The following is a 14657-nucleotide window of genomic DNA, read 5'->3' as shown; positions in this document are numbered from 1 at the left end:
AAAAATCGATGGCGACACGGCTAGGCGCGGGGCGTCCCGCGTCCTAGATCATGGCCATGACGGATCTCAACACGCTCGTTCAGCCCGATCGCGGCCAGGCCGCTCGCACCATCCACCTCATCGACGCCAAGGGCTATGACGCCTGGCTCGCCGCCCAGCCGCCGCGCCACCGCGCCGCCGCTGCCGCGCAGAAGCTCAGCGGCTCGGCCAATGCCAGCGCGATCCTGCCGGGTGACGCGCCCGAAGACTGGTCGGTCGTGGCGGTGGTCGCCAATATCGAGAAGCTCGGCCCCTGGTGCCTCGCCAAGCTGGCCGAGACGCTGCCCGAGGGCAGCTACCGCGTCGAGGGCGGCGAGCCCGGCAAGGCGATCTATGGCTGGCTGGTCGCGCAGTACAAGTTCGATCGCTACAAGAAGCCCGATCCCAAGCCCCAGGGCCCGCGCGTGCTGCTCACCGGCGACCCGGTGAAGATGGAGGAGGCGGTACGCATGGCCGCCGTCACCTTCAAGCTGCGCGACCGGATCAACACCGGCGCCAACGACATGAGCCCGGCCGATCTCGAGGCCGCCGGTGCCGATCTCGCCAAGGCCTATGGCGCCAGCTTCTCGGTGGTGAAGGGCGACGCGCTGAAGCAGGGCTATGGCATGCTCCACGCCGTCGGCCAGGCGGCCGGCAAGGGCCGCGAGCCGCGGCTGATCGAGCTCGAATGGGGCAACCCCGAGCATCCGCGCATCGCCATCATCGGCAAGGGCGTGTGCTTCGACAGCGGTGGTCTCGACATCAAGCCTGCCGCCGGCATGCGGCTGATGAAGAAAGACATGGGCGGCGCGGCGCACGCGCTCGCGCTCGGCGAGCTGGTGATGCAGAACAAGCTGCCGGTACGGCTGCACCTGCTCGTCCCCGCCGTCGAGAACTCGATCTCGGGCGAGGCGACGCGCCCGGGCGACGTGATGGTCTCGCGCAAGGGGATCACGGTCGAGAACAGCAATACCGACGCCGAGGGCCGCCTGATCCTGGGCGACGCGCTGACCAAGGCCGAGGAGAAGGATCCGGAACTGGTCTTCGACTTCGCGACGCTGACGGGTGCCGCCCGCGTCGCGCTGGGCGCCGACCTGCAGGCGCTGTTCGCCAATGACGACACGCTGGCCGCGGAGATCTTGGCTGCCGGCGAGGAAGAGGCCGATCCGATCTGGCGGATGCCGCTCTACGATCCGTACAAGGAGCTGCTGAAGTCGGACGTGGCGGACATGGTCAACGCCGCCGAGGGTCCGTTCGGCGGCGCGATCACCGCGGCGCTGTTCCTCAAGGAATTCGTGCCGGCCAAGGCCCAATGGGCCCATTTCGACATCTTCTGCTGGAACGGCAGCCCCAAGCCGGGCCGGCCCAAGGGCGCCGAGGCAGTGAGCCTGCGCGCCACCTGGAAGGTGCTCAAGGACCGCTACGGCGGATAAGCGCTTCGGCCGCCGGCGGCATCACGCCGTCGGCGAGCCAGCAGGCGACCTCGTCCTTGTCCATGGGGCGGCCGAACAGATAGCCCTGCCCCTGCGCGCAGCCGAGCCCGCGCAGCATTTCGGCCGTTTCCAGCGTCTCGATGCCTTCGGCAACCACCGGCAGCTCCAGCGTGCTCGCCAGCCCGAGGATCGCCCGGACGATCCGCAGTGCTTCGCTGCCATCGGTCAGCGATTCAACGAACGAACGATCGATCTTGATCTTGTCGAACGGCAGCATCCGCAGGTGCTGGATCGAGGCATAGCCGGTGCCGAAATCGTCGAGCGCCAGCTGCACGCCCTGATTCTTGAGCGACTCGATCGCGTGATGCGCCTTGTCGGCATCGACGATCAACGCGTTCTCGGTGATCTCCACCGTCAGCCGCGCCGGTGGGAAACCCGTGCGGGCAAGTACCGACAGGATCTTGTGGCTCAGCCACTCGTCGCGCAGCTGGCCGGGCGAGATGTTGATCGCGATGCTGACCGGCACCGCCCAGTCACGGGTCTCCAGGCAGGCGCGATCGAGCAGATCGAGCATCAGCGTGTTGAGCAGGCCGCATTCCTCGGCGATCGGAATGAACTGGTCCGGCCCGATCTCCGAATCGTCGCGCCGCCAGCGGGCAAGCAGCTCGAAGCCGGTCACCTGCCCGGTCCGCAGATCGACGATCGGCTGGTAGCGCGGGTAGAAGCGACTCTCCGCCAGCGCCTCGCGCATTTCGGTCTCGATCGTCGAGCGCCGACGGATCTCGGCATCCATCTGCGCGGCAAAGGCGCAGTAGCAGCCCCGCCCCGCCTCCTTGGCCTGATAGAGCGCCACGTCGGCGCGCCGCATCAGCGTGTCGGCGTCGGTTGCGTCCTCGGGATAGAGCGCGATGCCGACGCTGGCGCCGATATGGTGCATGCGGTCGTCGATCAGGAACGGGCGAGCCACTTCGCGGACGATGGCGTGGGCGACGCTGCGCACCCGATCGAGATCACCCGCGGCATAGGGCAGCGAAATCGCGAACTCGTCGCCGCCCAGCCGGTAGCTGCGCCCCCCCTCGCCTACAACCCAGCGCAAGCGTCCCGCGACGGCGCGCAGCAGCTGGTCGCCGATCGGGTGGCCGTGGACATCGTTGATCGACTTGAAGCGATCGAGATCGACCAGCATCAAGCCGAACTGGCCCGGGCCGGCCTGCCGGAGATACCCGGCAAGCGCGCGGCGATTGGGCAGGCCGGTCAGCGGATCATGATAGGCCAAGCGGTGCGCGCGCTGTTCGGCCAGCCTGGCGCGTCGCTGCCCGATCGCCATCTCCGCACGCGAAGCGAGTACTTCGATGAAGCCCGCATGGCTCGCGCCGAACATCCGCAGCACCACCGCCGACACCAGCACGATATTGACGCCGAGGCCGACCAGGAAGCGATCGCCCGACAAGAGCAGACAGACGACCACCGGCGAGGCGCCGCACATCATCACCAGCCAGCCGGCGACCGGAAAGGTCTGCAGGCAATAGCAGCAGGTGACCGCGCCGATGAAGATGTACAGCGCGATGCTGGTCCGCCGCGCCAGATCCGCTTCGAAGAACAGAACAAGCGCCCAGCCGCCAAAGGCTAGGCTCAACACCGCCGCTGCCAGGATCGTGCCGATCAGGTAGCGCCGAATCTTGCGGATGCTGGGGATCGTGTCGGTGCGGCGCGTCACCCATAACAGGCTGCGCACCGCCGCGGCGATGCCGAGAAGAATGGGCGCGACGACGCTGAGGCGCGGTGAGACCGATCCGTGCGAGGCAAAGCCGAGGAACACCGCGTCGAGGAAGACGAGCGTGTACATCAGCGGAATCTGCCGGCCCAGCACCCGATATTGTTCGGTAAGAACGGCCCGGTCGAGCCTGGTCCTCCCCGACCGTACTAGGCGAATCCCCTGCAACATCCGGGGTCTTGTAGCGCAAGACCCCGGACAACAGGTTAATCAGCGCGCGGCGATTCCGGCCGCTGCCTCGATGATCGGGACGAATTTCTCGGCCGTCAGGCTGGCGCCGCCCACCAGCGCGCCGTCGACATCGTCGACCGCGAGGATGGAGGCGGCGTTGGCGGCACTGACCGAGCCGCCATAGAGGATCCGCATATCGTTGGCGGAGGTGCCGATCATGCCGCGCAGCTTGGCGCGGAGGATGGCGTGCATCGTCGCGATCTCGTCGAGCGTCGGCGTCTTGCCGGTGCCGATCGCCCAGCGCGGCTCATAGGCGATGGTCAGCCAGTCGGGCGCGGCGCCATCGGGCAGCGACTTCTCGATCTGGGATTGGACGATGCGTTCGGCGCGGCCGGCATCGTGCTCGGCCTCGGTCTCGCCGCAGCACAGGATCACGTTCAGCCCATGGCGACGCGCGGCGGCGGCCTTGGCCCAGGTGTGGTGGCTGGTCTCGGCATGGTCGGCGCGACGCTCGGAATGGCCGACGATCACGACCTTCGCACCGGCCTCGACCAGCATCGATGCGGAGATGTCGCCGGTATGGGCGCCGTGATCATTCTCGTGGACGTCCTGCGCGCCGATCACGAAGTCGCCCGCAATGTCCACCGCCGCCGCAATGAGGGTGAACGGCACGCAGAGCAGCGCATCGACCTCCGGATGCGCGCGTGCTCCGGCGGCGATCGCCTCGATCTCGCGCAGCTGCGAGCGGAGCCCATGCATCTTCCAGTTCCCCGCAACCAGTTTCCGACGCATCTCCACTCCCTCTGCTGTTTCGATACTGCGATACCGATTGTCTCGCGCGGCACAAGCTTGAAGGCGCGTCGTACCGGCCCTAAAGCGGGCCAAATTCCTCGAACGAACGGCTCTCCATGCTCAACGCCTTCCGGAACTTCACCAAGTCGCGCTACGGCCTGATCATCGTCTTTGTCTTTCTAGGCCTGCTCGCGATCGCCTTTGCGGCGAGTGACGTCACCGGCATGCGCCAGGGGCTGAGCGGTGCGAGCAGCGGCACGCTGGCGACGGTGGCCGGGCAGGACGTGACCGAGCGGCAGGTGCGTGAGCGGCTGGAGCGCTACATTCGCGCCGCCCAGGCGCAGGGGCAGAACGTCACCATGGCGCAGGTGCTGGCACAGGGCGGGTTCGAGGCCGCGCTGAACGATGCCGTCAACACCGCCGCGGTCCAGGCCTTTGCCAACCAGAACGGCATGGCGGTCGGCAAGAAGCTGGTCGACACCGAGATCGCCAACAATCCGCAGTTCGCCGGCATGGACGGCAAGTTCAGCCAGCAGACCTTCGAGCAGCTGCTCGCGCAGAATCGCTTCACCCCGGCGCAGTTCCGCGAGGGCATGACCACCCAGCGCTATGCGGCATGGCTGATCGGCCCGATGGCGCTGCGCGGCGCTCCGCCCGCCGGTGTCGTGACCCCCTATGTCGCGACGCTGCTCGAGCGCCGCACCGGCATTGTCGGCTTCGTCCAGTCGCTGGCGATGGACCCGGGTCCGGCGCCGGACGCGAACACGCTCGCCGGTTACTACGCCCAGAACCGCAGCCGCTATCAGGTGCCCGAGCGCCGCATCGTCCGCTATGCGCTCGCGCAGCCGGACGTGCTGAAGGCGCAGGCGACGCCGACCGAGGCCGAGATCGCCGCCGCCTACAAGAAGGACGCCGCCAAGTACGCCGCCAGCGAGAAGCGCGGCGTCGAGCTGGTCCAGGCGATCAGCCAGTCGGTCGCCGCCAAGGTCGCGGCCGCCGCCAAGGGCGGCGACCTGGCCGGCGCCGCCAAGAGCGCCGGGCTCGAGGCGCGCACCATCGAGGCCAGCGACAAGGCCGGCCTCGCCAAGCAGGTCTCGGCGCCGTTCGCCGACGCCGCCTTCGCCGCCCCCGCGACGGGCATGCAGGGGCCGGTCCAGCTCGGCGGCGCGTGGTTCGTCTACCGCGTGAGCAAGGTCGAGAAGATCGCCGCGCGCGCGCTCGACCAGGTCCGCGCCGAGGTCAGCGACGAAGTAGCCAAGCGCAAGCTCGCCGCGCTGCTGGCGGATTCGCGCCAGGCGATCGAGGATGCGGTGGGCGACGGCGCGACCTTCGACGAGGCGGTTGCCAAGGCCAAGCTGACCGCGGTGCGCAGCCCGGCGCTGATCGCCAACGGCACCGATCCGGACAACGCCGCCTATCAGCCCGACGCCACCGTCGCGGCGGTGATGAAGGCCGGCTTCGGCTTCGAACAGGCCGGCGACGAGCCCCAGGTGGTACCGGTGGGCAAGGACGGCAGCTTTGCGCTGGTCTCGCTGGAGAAGGTCGTGCCCGCGGCCCCGCGACCGCTTGCGCAGATCACCGAGAAGGTGAAGGCCGACTATCTGCTCGACCAGGCACTCGCCAAGGCCCGCACCGCGGCGACCGCGATGCTGCCCAAGCTGCAGAAGGGCGAGCCGATGGCGCAGGCGCTGGCCAACGTGGGTGCGGCCAAGGGCGCCCCGCCCAAGCCGTTCGACTTCAAGCGCAGCGAACTGCGCGGCAAGGAGAACTTCATCCAGATGGCGTTCGACATGCCGGCCAAGACCGCACGCCTGGTCGAGGCGCCGAACCGCGGCGGCTACTACGTCGTCTATGTCGACACGATCCAGCCGGGCAATGTCGCCAGCGATCCGCAGGGCCCGCAGGCACTGCAGTCGGTCACCCAGGCGCTGGGGCAGATGGGCGCGCAGGAATATGAGCGCCAGTTCACCGCATCGCTGGTGAGCACGCTCAAGGTCCGCCGCAACGAAGCGGCTATCGCCCGTCTCCGCGCCGACCTGCAGCGCAACGGCGGCCAGTGAACCAGACGGTGATTCAGGGGATCGACGCTGCCCGCGCGGCACTTGCCGCCGGGCGTCCCGCGCTGGTCTGGCGCCAGCAGGTCGCGGATACCGAGACGCCGGTCGCCGCCGCGCTGAAGCTGATCGAACCGGGGCGCGGCGACTTCCTGCTCGAATCGGTTGAGGGCGGATCGGTGCGCGGGCGCCACAGCCTGATCGGCCTCGCGCCCGATCTGGTGTTCCGCGCAACCGGCACCGCGGCCGAACTCAACCGCCACTGGCTCACCGATCGCGCAGCCTTCGAGCCGCTGTCCGCCGATCCCCTGACGGCGCTGCGCGCGCTGGTCGCCGATTGCCGGATGGACGTGCCGGCGGAACTGCCGCGCGCGCTCGCCTGCCTGGTCGGCTATTTCAGCTACGAGACGGTCGGCCTGGTCGAAAAGCTGCCCCGGCCCGCGCAGAGCCCGGTCGGCGTACCGGACATGATCTTCGTGCGACCGACCGTGCTGCTGGTGTTCGACCGGCTGGCGGACACGCTGTTCTTCGTCGCGCCCGTCTGGCCGGGCGCCGATCCCGACGCTGCCGCCGAGCGGATCGATGCGGTTGCGGCGCAGCTCGCCAGCGCGCCGCTGCCCGCCCCCGTCCGCGCCGACCCGCTGGCGATCCAGCCGATGCCGGTGCTGCCGGAGGGTCGCTATGGCGAGATGGTTGCGGCCGCGAAGGAATATATCGCGGCGGGCGACATCTTTCAGGTGGTGCTCGCCCAGCGCTTCACCGCCCCCTTCCCGCTGCCGCCGTTCGAACTCTATCGCGCGCTGCGGCGGATCAACCCCTCGCCGTTCCTCTACCATCTCGACCTGCCGGGCTTCGCGCTGACCGGGTCGAGCCCGGAGATCCTGGTGCGTGCGCGCGACGGCGAGATCACCATCCGTCCCATCGCTGGCACCCGCCCGCGCGGCCGCACCGCCGCCGAGGACGAGGCCAACCGCACCTCGCTGCTCGCCGACCCCAAGGAGCGCGCCGAGCATCTGATGCTGCTCGATCTCGGCCGCAACGATGTCGGCCGCGCCGCGGCGCCGGGCAGCGTGCGGGTGACCGACAGCTACACCGTCGAATTCTACAGCCACGTCATGCACATCGTGTCGAACGTGGTGGGCAAGCTGCGCAAGGACGCGGACGCGATCGACGCGCTGTTCGCGGGCTTCCCCGCGGGCACGGTGAGCGGCGCGCCGAAGGTGCGCGCCTGCGAGATCATCGCCGAGCTGGAGGCGGAGACGCGCGGCCCCTATGCCGGCGGCGTCGGCTATTTCTCGCCCGATGGATCGATGGACTCGTGCATCGTCCTGCGCACCGCGCTGGTGAAGGACGGGGTGATGCACGTGCAGGCGGGCGCCGGCATCGTCGCCGATTCGGATCCGGCCTATGAGCAGCGCGAGTGCGAGGCCAAGTCCGGCGCGCTGTTCGCCGCCGCGCGCGAGGCCATCGCGCGGGCAAGCGAGGCGGGATTCGGGCAATAGGCCGGGTCGCCTCGCTGGAGAGCGTCGTCCTTCTTCGTCATCCCGGCGGAAGCCGGGATCCAGTCGCCTATCGATGTCAGCAAGAGCCGGAACGGAGACCCCAATGGATCCCGGCTTTCGCCGGGATGACGGGTTAGGGAATCCGGGAGCCGGCCCCAATCACGGTACGCGCGAGGCCTTAACTTCGCGGTCCAGCTTGTCCTGATACCATTGCTGCAGCATCTGGCGCGTGCAGCCGGTCTGGCCGCCGCTGCCGACGGCCGAGCAGCTGTTCGGCATCCCGGCGCGGTTGAAATCCTCCACCACTTCCATCCGGCGCGACCAGCTGGTCGACGGCGCGTCTTCCTTGGGCTGGTCGCGGAAGCGCTTGGGGATACGGTAGGGCGAGTCGCCCGCGTTCGAGCAGACCACGATCTCGTCCGGATTGGCCGGCTTGGGACAGCTCTGGTCGCCGTAGAGGAGGATGCTGCGGACGCGCTTGGGCGGAGCCTCGGGCGTGGTCTGGTCCTGGGTCTGGGCGAACGCCGGAGCGGCGAGCAGGGCAGTGGCAAGCATCAAGCGGGCAAGCATGGGGATACTCCTGGGAGGCGACACAACGTCCCTGCCCTGCCAGCCGTGCCGCGGCACTGTGGCGACCGCAAGGCCGGATTGTGCATCCGCGTTCGAGCGCCTAGGTCTGCGCCCATGATCCTCGTTCTCGACAATTACGACAGCTTCACCTGGAACCTCGTCCACTATCTGATGGAGCTGGGCGTGGAGGTGCGGGTGGTGCGCAACGATGCGCTGACCGCGAACGAGGCGATCGCCACCAATGCGCAGGGCTTCCTCATCTCGCCGGGCCCCTGCACGCCGAACGAAGCGGGGATCAGCCTCGACCTGGTCGCCGCCTGCGCCGATCTCGGCAAGCCGCTGCTCGGCGTGTGCCTGGGGCATCAGGCGATCGGCCAGCATTTCGGCGGCAGCGTGGTGCGCGGCGGGCTGATGCACGGCAAGACCTCGCCCGTGCACCACGACGGCACCGGGCTGTTCACCGATCTGCCCTCGCCGTTCACCGCGACGCGCTATCACTCGCTGATCGTCACCGACATTCCGGACAGCCTGGTAGTGAACGCCACTGCCGAGGATGGATCGGTGATGGGGGTCCGCCACGTCTCGCTTCCGATCCACAGCGTGCAGTTCCACCCCGAGAGCATCGCTACCGAACATGGCCACGCCATGCTCGCCAATTTCCTGCGGCTGGCCGGAATCGAGGCGACCGCCACCGCCTAACCTGCTTCAGCCTCGGTTCATCGCAGCCATGTTAGGAGGAATGCCATGAAACCGATCTTCGCCACCCTGCTCGTCGGTGCCGCGTTGTTCGCGGCACCCGTTGCCAACGCCGCGCACCGCGACACGCCGGACCAGCAGCTCGCCAAGCTGCTCAAGGGGCGAGTCGCCGGCAAGCCGGTCGATTGCATCAGCCTCACCATGACCGGCTCCAGCCAGGTCATCGACGGCAAGGCGATCGTCTATACCGTCGGCAACACGCTCTACGTGAACCAGCCGCGCGGCGGGGCCGACCAGCTCGACGACAATTCGATCCTGGTGACCAACACCTTCGGGTCGCAGCTGTGCAGCATCGACACCGTCCGGCTGATCGACCGCAATTCCTATTTCCCCCGCGGCTTCATCTCGCTCGGCGAATTCGTGCCCTACACCCGGGCGAAGAAGAGCAACTAAGCCGGCCCAAGCAGGAATTGCTCGACAGGCTGGCCCCGCCCCGGAATAGAGGCGGCGTGACCAGCCTGAGCCTGCTACCCGATCCGTCCTCCCCGCTTGCCCGCGAGACCGCCGCGCAGGCGTTCGCCGACATTCTCGACGGCACCGCCCCCGAAGCGGAGATCGAGACGTTCCTGATCGCGCTCTCCGTGCGCGGCGAGACCAGCATCGAGATCGCAGAAGCCGCCCGCGCGCTGCGCAACCGGCTGATTCCCGTGACGGCGCCCGAAGGGGCGATCGATGTCTGCGGTACCGGCGGCGACGGTCATCACACGCTCAACGTCTCCACCGCGGTCAGCCTCGTCGTCGCAGCAGCGGGCGTGCCGGTGGCGAAGCATGGCAACCGCGCCGCCTCCTCCAAGGCGGGCGCGGCGGATACGCTGGAGGCGCTGGGGCTCAACCTCGATCGCGCCGCGGCGCGCGCCGAGGAAAGCCTGCACGAGATCGGCATCGCCTTCCTGTTCGCGCAGCACCACCACCCGTCGCTGGGGCGCATCGCGCCGATCCGGCGGCGGATCGGGCGGCGGACGATCTTCAACCTGATGGGCCCGCTCGCCAACCCGGCGCATGTCCGGCACCAACTGATCGGCATCGCCCGACCCGACTACGCACCGGTCTATGCCGAGGCGCTCGAGCAGCTCGGCGTCGAGGCGGCGGCGATCGTCTCGGGCGACGACTCGCTGGACGAGCTTTCCACCGAGACCGCGAGCGTCGTCGTCAATGTCGGCCGTGCCAGGCTGCCGACGCGGATCACCCCCGAGGATGCCGGGCTGCCCCGCCATCCCCTGGCGGCCATTCGCGGCGGCAATCCCGAGTACAACGCGCTCGCGCTGCGCCGCCTGCTGCAGGGTGAAGAGGGCGCTTATCGCGACGCGGTGCTGCTCAACGCGGCTGCCGCACTGATGGTCGCGGGCCGCGCCAATGACCTACGGGACGGGGTGGAGGAAGCCGCCGAGATGCTCGACAACGGGCTTGCCAACGCCCTTCTCGACTGCTGGATCGCCTTCGCATGAGCACCATTCTCGACACGATCATCGCCACCAAGCGCAGCGAAGTCGCCGCCCGCAAGGCGGCTCCGCGCGCATGGCCGACGCCCACCGCGCCCCGCGGCTTCAAGGCGGCGCTCGACGCGCGCGCTTCGGCGGGCGGCTATGGCCTGATCGCCGAGATCAAGAAGGCCAGCCCCTCCAAGGGACTGATCCGCGCCGATTTCGATCCGCCCGCCCATGCCCGCGCCTATGCCGCCGGTGGCGCGGCGTGCCTGTCGGTGCTGACCGACCACGAGTATTTCCAGGGGCATGAGGACTATCTGATCGCGGCCCGCGCCGCCTGCGACCTGCCGGTGATCCGCAAAGACTTCCTGATCGATCCCTGGCAGGTCGAGGAATCGCGCGCGATCGGCGCCGATGCGATCCTGATCATCGTCTCGGCGCTCGACGACGGCCAGATGGCGGAGATCGAGGCGGCGGCGGTCGAACAGGGCATGGACGCGCTGGTCGAGGTCCACGACGCCGAGGAACTCGAGCGCGCGCTCAAGCTCAAGTCGCGGCTGATCGGGGTGAACAACCGCAATCTCAAGACCTTCGAGGTCAATGTACAGAACACCTACGACCTCGTCGCCCATGCCCCGAAGGACTGCACCTTCGTGGCGGAGTCCGGCCTCAACACTCGCGCCGACCTCGATGCGATGGCCGAGCACGACATCCGCTGCTTCCTGATCGGGGAGTCGCTGATGCGGCAGGCCGATGTCGAGGCGGCGACCCGGGCGCTGGTCGGGTGAGCGGGCTCACCCATCTCGACGAAACCGGCGCGGCGCACATGGTCGATGTCGGCGGCAAGGCGGTCACCGCACGCGAGGCGGTGGCGCGGGGCCGCATCACCATGTCGGCAGAGGCGGCCGCGGCGATCCGCGACGGCAGCGTGAAGAAGGGCGACGTGCTCGCCACCGCCCGCATCGCCGGCATCATGGCAGCGAAGAAGACATCCGAGCTGATCCCGCTCTGCCATCCCCTGCCCCTCACCCGCGTCGCGATCGACCTCGATCTCGACGAGACCGGCGTCACCGCCACCGCCACCGCCGCGACCGAGGGCAAGACCGGGGTGGAGATGGAAGCACTCACCGCCGTCTCGGTAACGCTGCTCACGCTCTACGACATGGCCAAGGCGCTCGATAAGGGCATGGTGCTCGGCGACATCCGGCTGCTCACCAAGACCGGCGGCAAGTCCGGCGACTGGCGCGCGCAAGGCTGAGGTACGGGCGGCAAAGAATCCCTTAGCCGCCCCAAACCGATCCTCCATTGCTCCGCCGCGGCCAGCGGGCCATGTGCGGCACCATGGCAACGCTTCTCGACCCTCATTCCCGCGGCCGCGTGATCCTCGTCGGCGCGGGTCCCGGCGACCCCGGCCTGCTCACCGTTCGCGCCGTCGAAGCGCTGAAGGCGTGTGACGTACTGGTCCATGACGGACTGGTCGACGATCGCGTGCTCGATCTCGCCCCCCAGGCCCACCGTATCTCGGTCGCCAAGCGCCGTTCGAAGCACACGCTGCCGCAGGAATCGATCAACGCGTTGATCGTCGCCCATGTGAAGACCGGCGCGGTCGTCGTCCGCCTCAAGGGCGGCGATCCGTTCATCTTCGGCCGCGGCGGCGAGGAAGTGGAGGCCGTGCGCGAAGCCGGGCTGCCGGTGGAAGTGATCCCCGGCGTCTCCGCCGCGCTCGGTGCCGCTGCCGAGGCGATGCTGCCGCTCACCCATCGCGACTGGTCGAGCGCGGTCAGCTTCGTCGCCGGCCAATGCAAGGGGCTGACCGACCAGGACTGGTCGGGGCTCGCCGGCAAGGGCCGCACGCTGGTGATCTATATGGGCGTCGCCACCGCCTCGGCGATCGCCGACAAGCTGATGGCCGATGGCGTCGCACCCGACATGCCGGTGGCGGTGCTGGAGCGCGCCACGCTGGAGGGCCACCGCGCGATCCGCACGCTGCTTGCCGATCTCGGCCTGATGGTCGAGCGCGAGGACGTGCAGAGCCCCGCGATCATCGTCGTCGGCGAAGTGACGCTGCTGGCAGACGCCGAAGACAAGCTCGCCCGTTGGGCACGCACCGCCGAGACGCTGGGCGAGGATCAGGCATGAAGCTGCTGACAGGTAACGATCTCGCGACCGGCGACGTGGTCTGGTGGACCGGCGAAAGCTGGTCGCGCCACCTCGCCGAAGCCGTGGACGTGGGCGACAAGGGCGACCTGATCGCCGCCACCGAGGTCGCGGCGCGGCGGGTCAACGTCCCTTATGTAATTGACGCCACGGCGACGCCGGAGGGCCCCCGCCCCGCCCACATCAAGGACCGCATCCGCGCGCTCGGCCCCACCGTGCGCCCGGACCTGACCCTCAAGCCCGCCGACCCGCAGGCCGGCAGCTGGGTGATCTGAACCATGTACCAGTATGACGAATATGACGCCTCGATCGTCGCCGCACGCGTCGAGGAATTCCGTGATCAGGTCCAGCGCCGCCTCGCCGGCCACCTGACCGAGGACCAGTTCAAGCCCTTGCGGCTGATGAACGGGCTCTATCTCCAGCTGCACGCGTACATGCTGCGCGTGGCGGTGCCCTATGGCACGCTCAACAGCCGGCAGATGCACCTGCTCGCCCACATCGCCCGCAAATATGACCGCGGCTATGGCCATTTCACCACCCGCCAGAACCTCCAGTACAACTGGATCAAGCTGGAGGATGCGCCCGACATCCTCGCCGAGCTGGCGACGGTGGAGATGCACGCCATCCAGACCAGCGGCAACTGCATCCGCAACATCAGCTCGGACCAGTTCGCCGGTGCCGCCGCCGACGAGATCACCGATCCGCGCCCCTGGGCCGAGCTGCTCCGCCAGTGGAGCAGCTTCCACCCCGAATTCAGCTATTTGCCGCGCAAGTTCAAGATCGCGGTGATCGCCAGCGACACCGATCGCGCGGCGATGCGGCTGCACGACATCGGCATCCAGATCGTGCGCAACGATGCGGGCGAGCTCGGCGCGCGCATCTATGCCGGCGGCGGCATGGGGCGCACCCCGATGATCGCGTCGCTGATCAAGGATTTCGTGCCCTTCGCCGACTTCGTCAGCTATCTGGAGGCGTGCCTGCGCGTCTACAATCGCCATGGGCGGCGCGACAATATCTACAAGGCTCGGATCAAGATCCTCATTCATGCGCTCGGCGCCGAGGAATATGCGCGTCAGGTCGAGGAAGAGTTCCAGGCGGTGAAGGCGCTGGGCATCGATCCGCCCCAGGCCGAGTTCGACCGCATCGCCGCGCATTTCGCGCCGCCCGCGTTCGAGGTGGACGCCCCCGACGTTGTGGATCGCAGCGATCCCGACTTTGCCGTATGGCTCGACCAGAATGTCCATGCGCACCAGGCGCCGGGCTATGCGGTGGTCACGATCAGCCTCAAGCCGATCGGTGGCATCCCAGGCGACGCCTCGGCCGACCAGATCGACGTCATGGCCGACCTCGCCGAGCGCTACAGCTTCGACGAGCTGCGGGTGACGCACGCCCAGAACATCGTGCTCCCGCACGTCCGCAAGGCGGATCTGTACGCGATCTGGACGACGCTACGCAAGGCGGGGCTGGCCGAGGCCAATCTCGACCTGATCAGCGACATCATCGCCTGCCCCGGGCTCGACTATTGCAGCCTCGCCAACGCCCGCTCGATTCCGCTCGCGCAGAAGATCAGCGAGCGTTTCGCCGATCCGGCCCGCCAGCGCGACCTGGGCGAGCTCAAGCTCAAAATCTCGGGCTGCATCAACGCCTGCGGCCACCATCATGCCGGCCATATCGGCATCCTCGGCGTCGACCGGAAAGGCACCGAGAACTACCAGCTGCTGCTCGGCGGCTCAGGCGCGGAGGATGTCAGCCTGGCCGACATCACCGGCCCCGGCTTCAGCGAGGACGGCGTGGTCGATGCGATCGAGCGGGCTACGCACGTCTATGTCCGCGAGCGCACGCCCGGCGAGCGCTTCGTCGACACCTATCGCCGGATCGGCATGGCACCGTTCAAGGAGGCCATCTATGGTTGAGTCTATTCCTCTCTTCGCAGCATTCGCTCCCCTCCCGCTTGCGGGAGGGGTCGGGGGAGGGGCTGAGCCGTCTAAGCGCTTCTTCCACGTCGG

Annotated in this window: 14 protein-coding genes; 11 read left to right on the top strand and 3 right to left on the bottom strand. The window is 68.4% G+C overall.

The genetic code is table 11. The annotated features are described in order from the left end of the window. Positions 1-56: 56 nt before the first annotated feature. Positions 57-1451 carry a leucyl aminopeptidase family protein gene (locus SAZ01S_RS02670; protein WP_084579900.1) on the top strand — a complete coding sequence of 465 codons (1395 nt, stop codon included), beginning with the start codon at positions 57-59 and terminating at the stop codon, positions 1449-1451. Here the strand turns inward: SAZ01S_RS02670 and SAZ01S_RS02665 are convergent. After that, positions 1429-3297, bottom strand: coding sequence for a putative bifunctional diguanylate cyclase/phosphodiesterase (locus tag SAZ01S_RS02665; protein ID WP_245824528.1), 1869 nt, complete (start codon positions 3295-3297; stop codon positions 1429-1431). The two genes, SAZ01S_RS02670 and SAZ01S_RS02665, sit on opposite strands and share 23 nt — an antisense overlap. A 138-nt stretch (positions 3298-3435) precedes the next feature. Beyond that, positions 3436-4188: a triose-phosphate isomerase gene (tpiA, locus tag SAZ01S_RS02660; RefSeq protein WP_084579797.1), complete on the bottom strand. Its 753-nt coding sequence runs from the start codon at positions 4186-4188 to the stop codon at positions 3436-3438. A gap of 116 nt (positions 4189-4304) precedes the next feature. Here tpiA and SAZ01S_RS02655 point away from each other — a divergent pair, with 116 nt between their 5' ends. Both SAZ01S_RS02655 and SAZ01S_RS02650 read left to right on the top strand, forming a co-directional pair. After that, on the top strand, positions 4305-6248 hold the full coding sequence (locus SAZ01S_RS02655; RefSeq protein WP_084579795.1) for a peptidylprolyl isomerase: 1944 nt from the start codon (positions 4305-4307) through the stop codon (positions 6246-6248). 8 nt (positions 6249-6256) lie between these two features. Next, entirely contained in the window at positions 6257-7744 is a 1488-nt protein-coding gene (locus tag SAZ01S_RS02650) for an anthranilate synthase component I family protein (protein ID WP_084579898.1), read from the top strand. Positions 7745-7903: 159 nt separating this feature from the next. Here the strand turns inward: SAZ01S_RS02650 and SAZ01S_RS02645 are convergent, their stop codons facing one another. After that, positions 7904-8314: a hypothetical protein gene (locus SAZ01S_RS02645; protein WP_245824526.1), complete on the bottom strand. Its 411-nt coding sequence runs from the start codon at positions 8312-8314 to the stop codon at positions 7904-7906. A gap of 114 nt (positions 8315-8428) precedes the next feature. On the opposite strand from SAZ01S_RS02645, the gene SAZ01S_RS02640 reads away from it, so the two are divergent. The 8 genes from SAZ01S_RS02640 (at position 8429) to SAZ01S_RS02605 (ending at position 14564) form a co-directional block, all read left to right on the top strand. Then, positions 8429-9013, top strand: coding sequence for an anthranilate synthase component II (locus SAZ01S_RS02640; RefSeq protein WP_084579793.1), 585 nt, complete (start codon positions 8429-8431; stop codon positions 9011-9013). Between the two features lie 45 nt (positions 9014-9058). Further along, the gene (locus SAZ01S_RS02635; protein ID WP_084579791.1) at positions 9059-9463 is read left to right on the top strand and encodes a hypothetical protein; all 405 of its coding nucleotides are present in this window, start codon (positions 9059-9061) and stop codon (positions 9461-9463) included. 56 nt (positions 9464-9519) lie between these two features. Then, the gene (trpD, locus tag SAZ01S_RS02630) at positions 9520-10515 is read left to right on the top strand and encodes an anthranilate phosphoribosyltransferase (RefSeq protein ID WP_084579789.1); all 996 of its coding nucleotides are present in this window, start codon (positions 9520-9522) and stop codon (positions 10513-10515) included. Continuing rightward, positions 10512-11282, top strand: a complete 771-nt coding sequence (gene trpC, locus SAZ01S_RS02625; RefSeq protein WP_084579787.1) for an indole-3-glycerol phosphate synthase TrpC — start codon at positions 10512-10514, stop codon at positions 11280-11282. Before trpD ends, trpC begins: the two co-directional genes overlap by 4 nt. Further along, positions 11279-11752 (top strand): cyclic pyranopterin monophosphate synthase MoaC, encoded by a 474-nt coding sequence (moaC, locus tag SAZ01S_RS02620; RefSeq protein WP_084579785.1) that lies wholly within the window; start codon positions 11279-11281, stop codon positions 11750-11752. The genes trpC and moaC overlap by 4 nt, the downstream gene beginning before the upstream one ends. A gap of 83 nt (positions 11753-11835) precedes the next feature. Next, positions 11836-12633, top strand: a complete 798-nt coding sequence (gene cobA / locus SAZ01S_RS02615) for a uroporphyrinogen-III C-methyltransferase (protein WP_084579894.1) — start codon at positions 11836-11838, stop codon at positions 12631-12633. After that, positions 12630-12926, top strand: coding sequence for a DUF2849 domain-containing protein (locus tag SAZ01S_RS02610; protein WP_084579783.1), 297 nt, complete (start codon positions 12630-12632; stop codon positions 12924-12926). Before cobA ends, SAZ01S_RS02610 begins: the two co-directional genes overlap by 4 nt. Before the next feature lie 3 nt (positions 12927-12929). Further along, on the top strand, positions 12930-14564 hold the full coding sequence (locus SAZ01S_RS02605; protein ID WP_084579781.1) for a nitrite/sulfite reductase: 1635 nt from the start codon (positions 12930-12932) through the stop codon (positions 14562-14564). Positions 14565-14657: the final 93 nt, after the last annotated feature.

The organism is Sphingomonas azotifigens NBRC 15497, assembly GCF_002091475.1.
Classification (GTDB): Bacteria; Pseudomonadota; Alphaproteobacteria; order Sphingomonadales; family Sphingomonadaceae; genus Sphingomonas; species Sphingomonas azotifigens.
The sequence above is the reverse complement of the archived record's forward strand: the minus strand, read 5'-3'. Positions and strand labels throughout refer to the sequence as shown.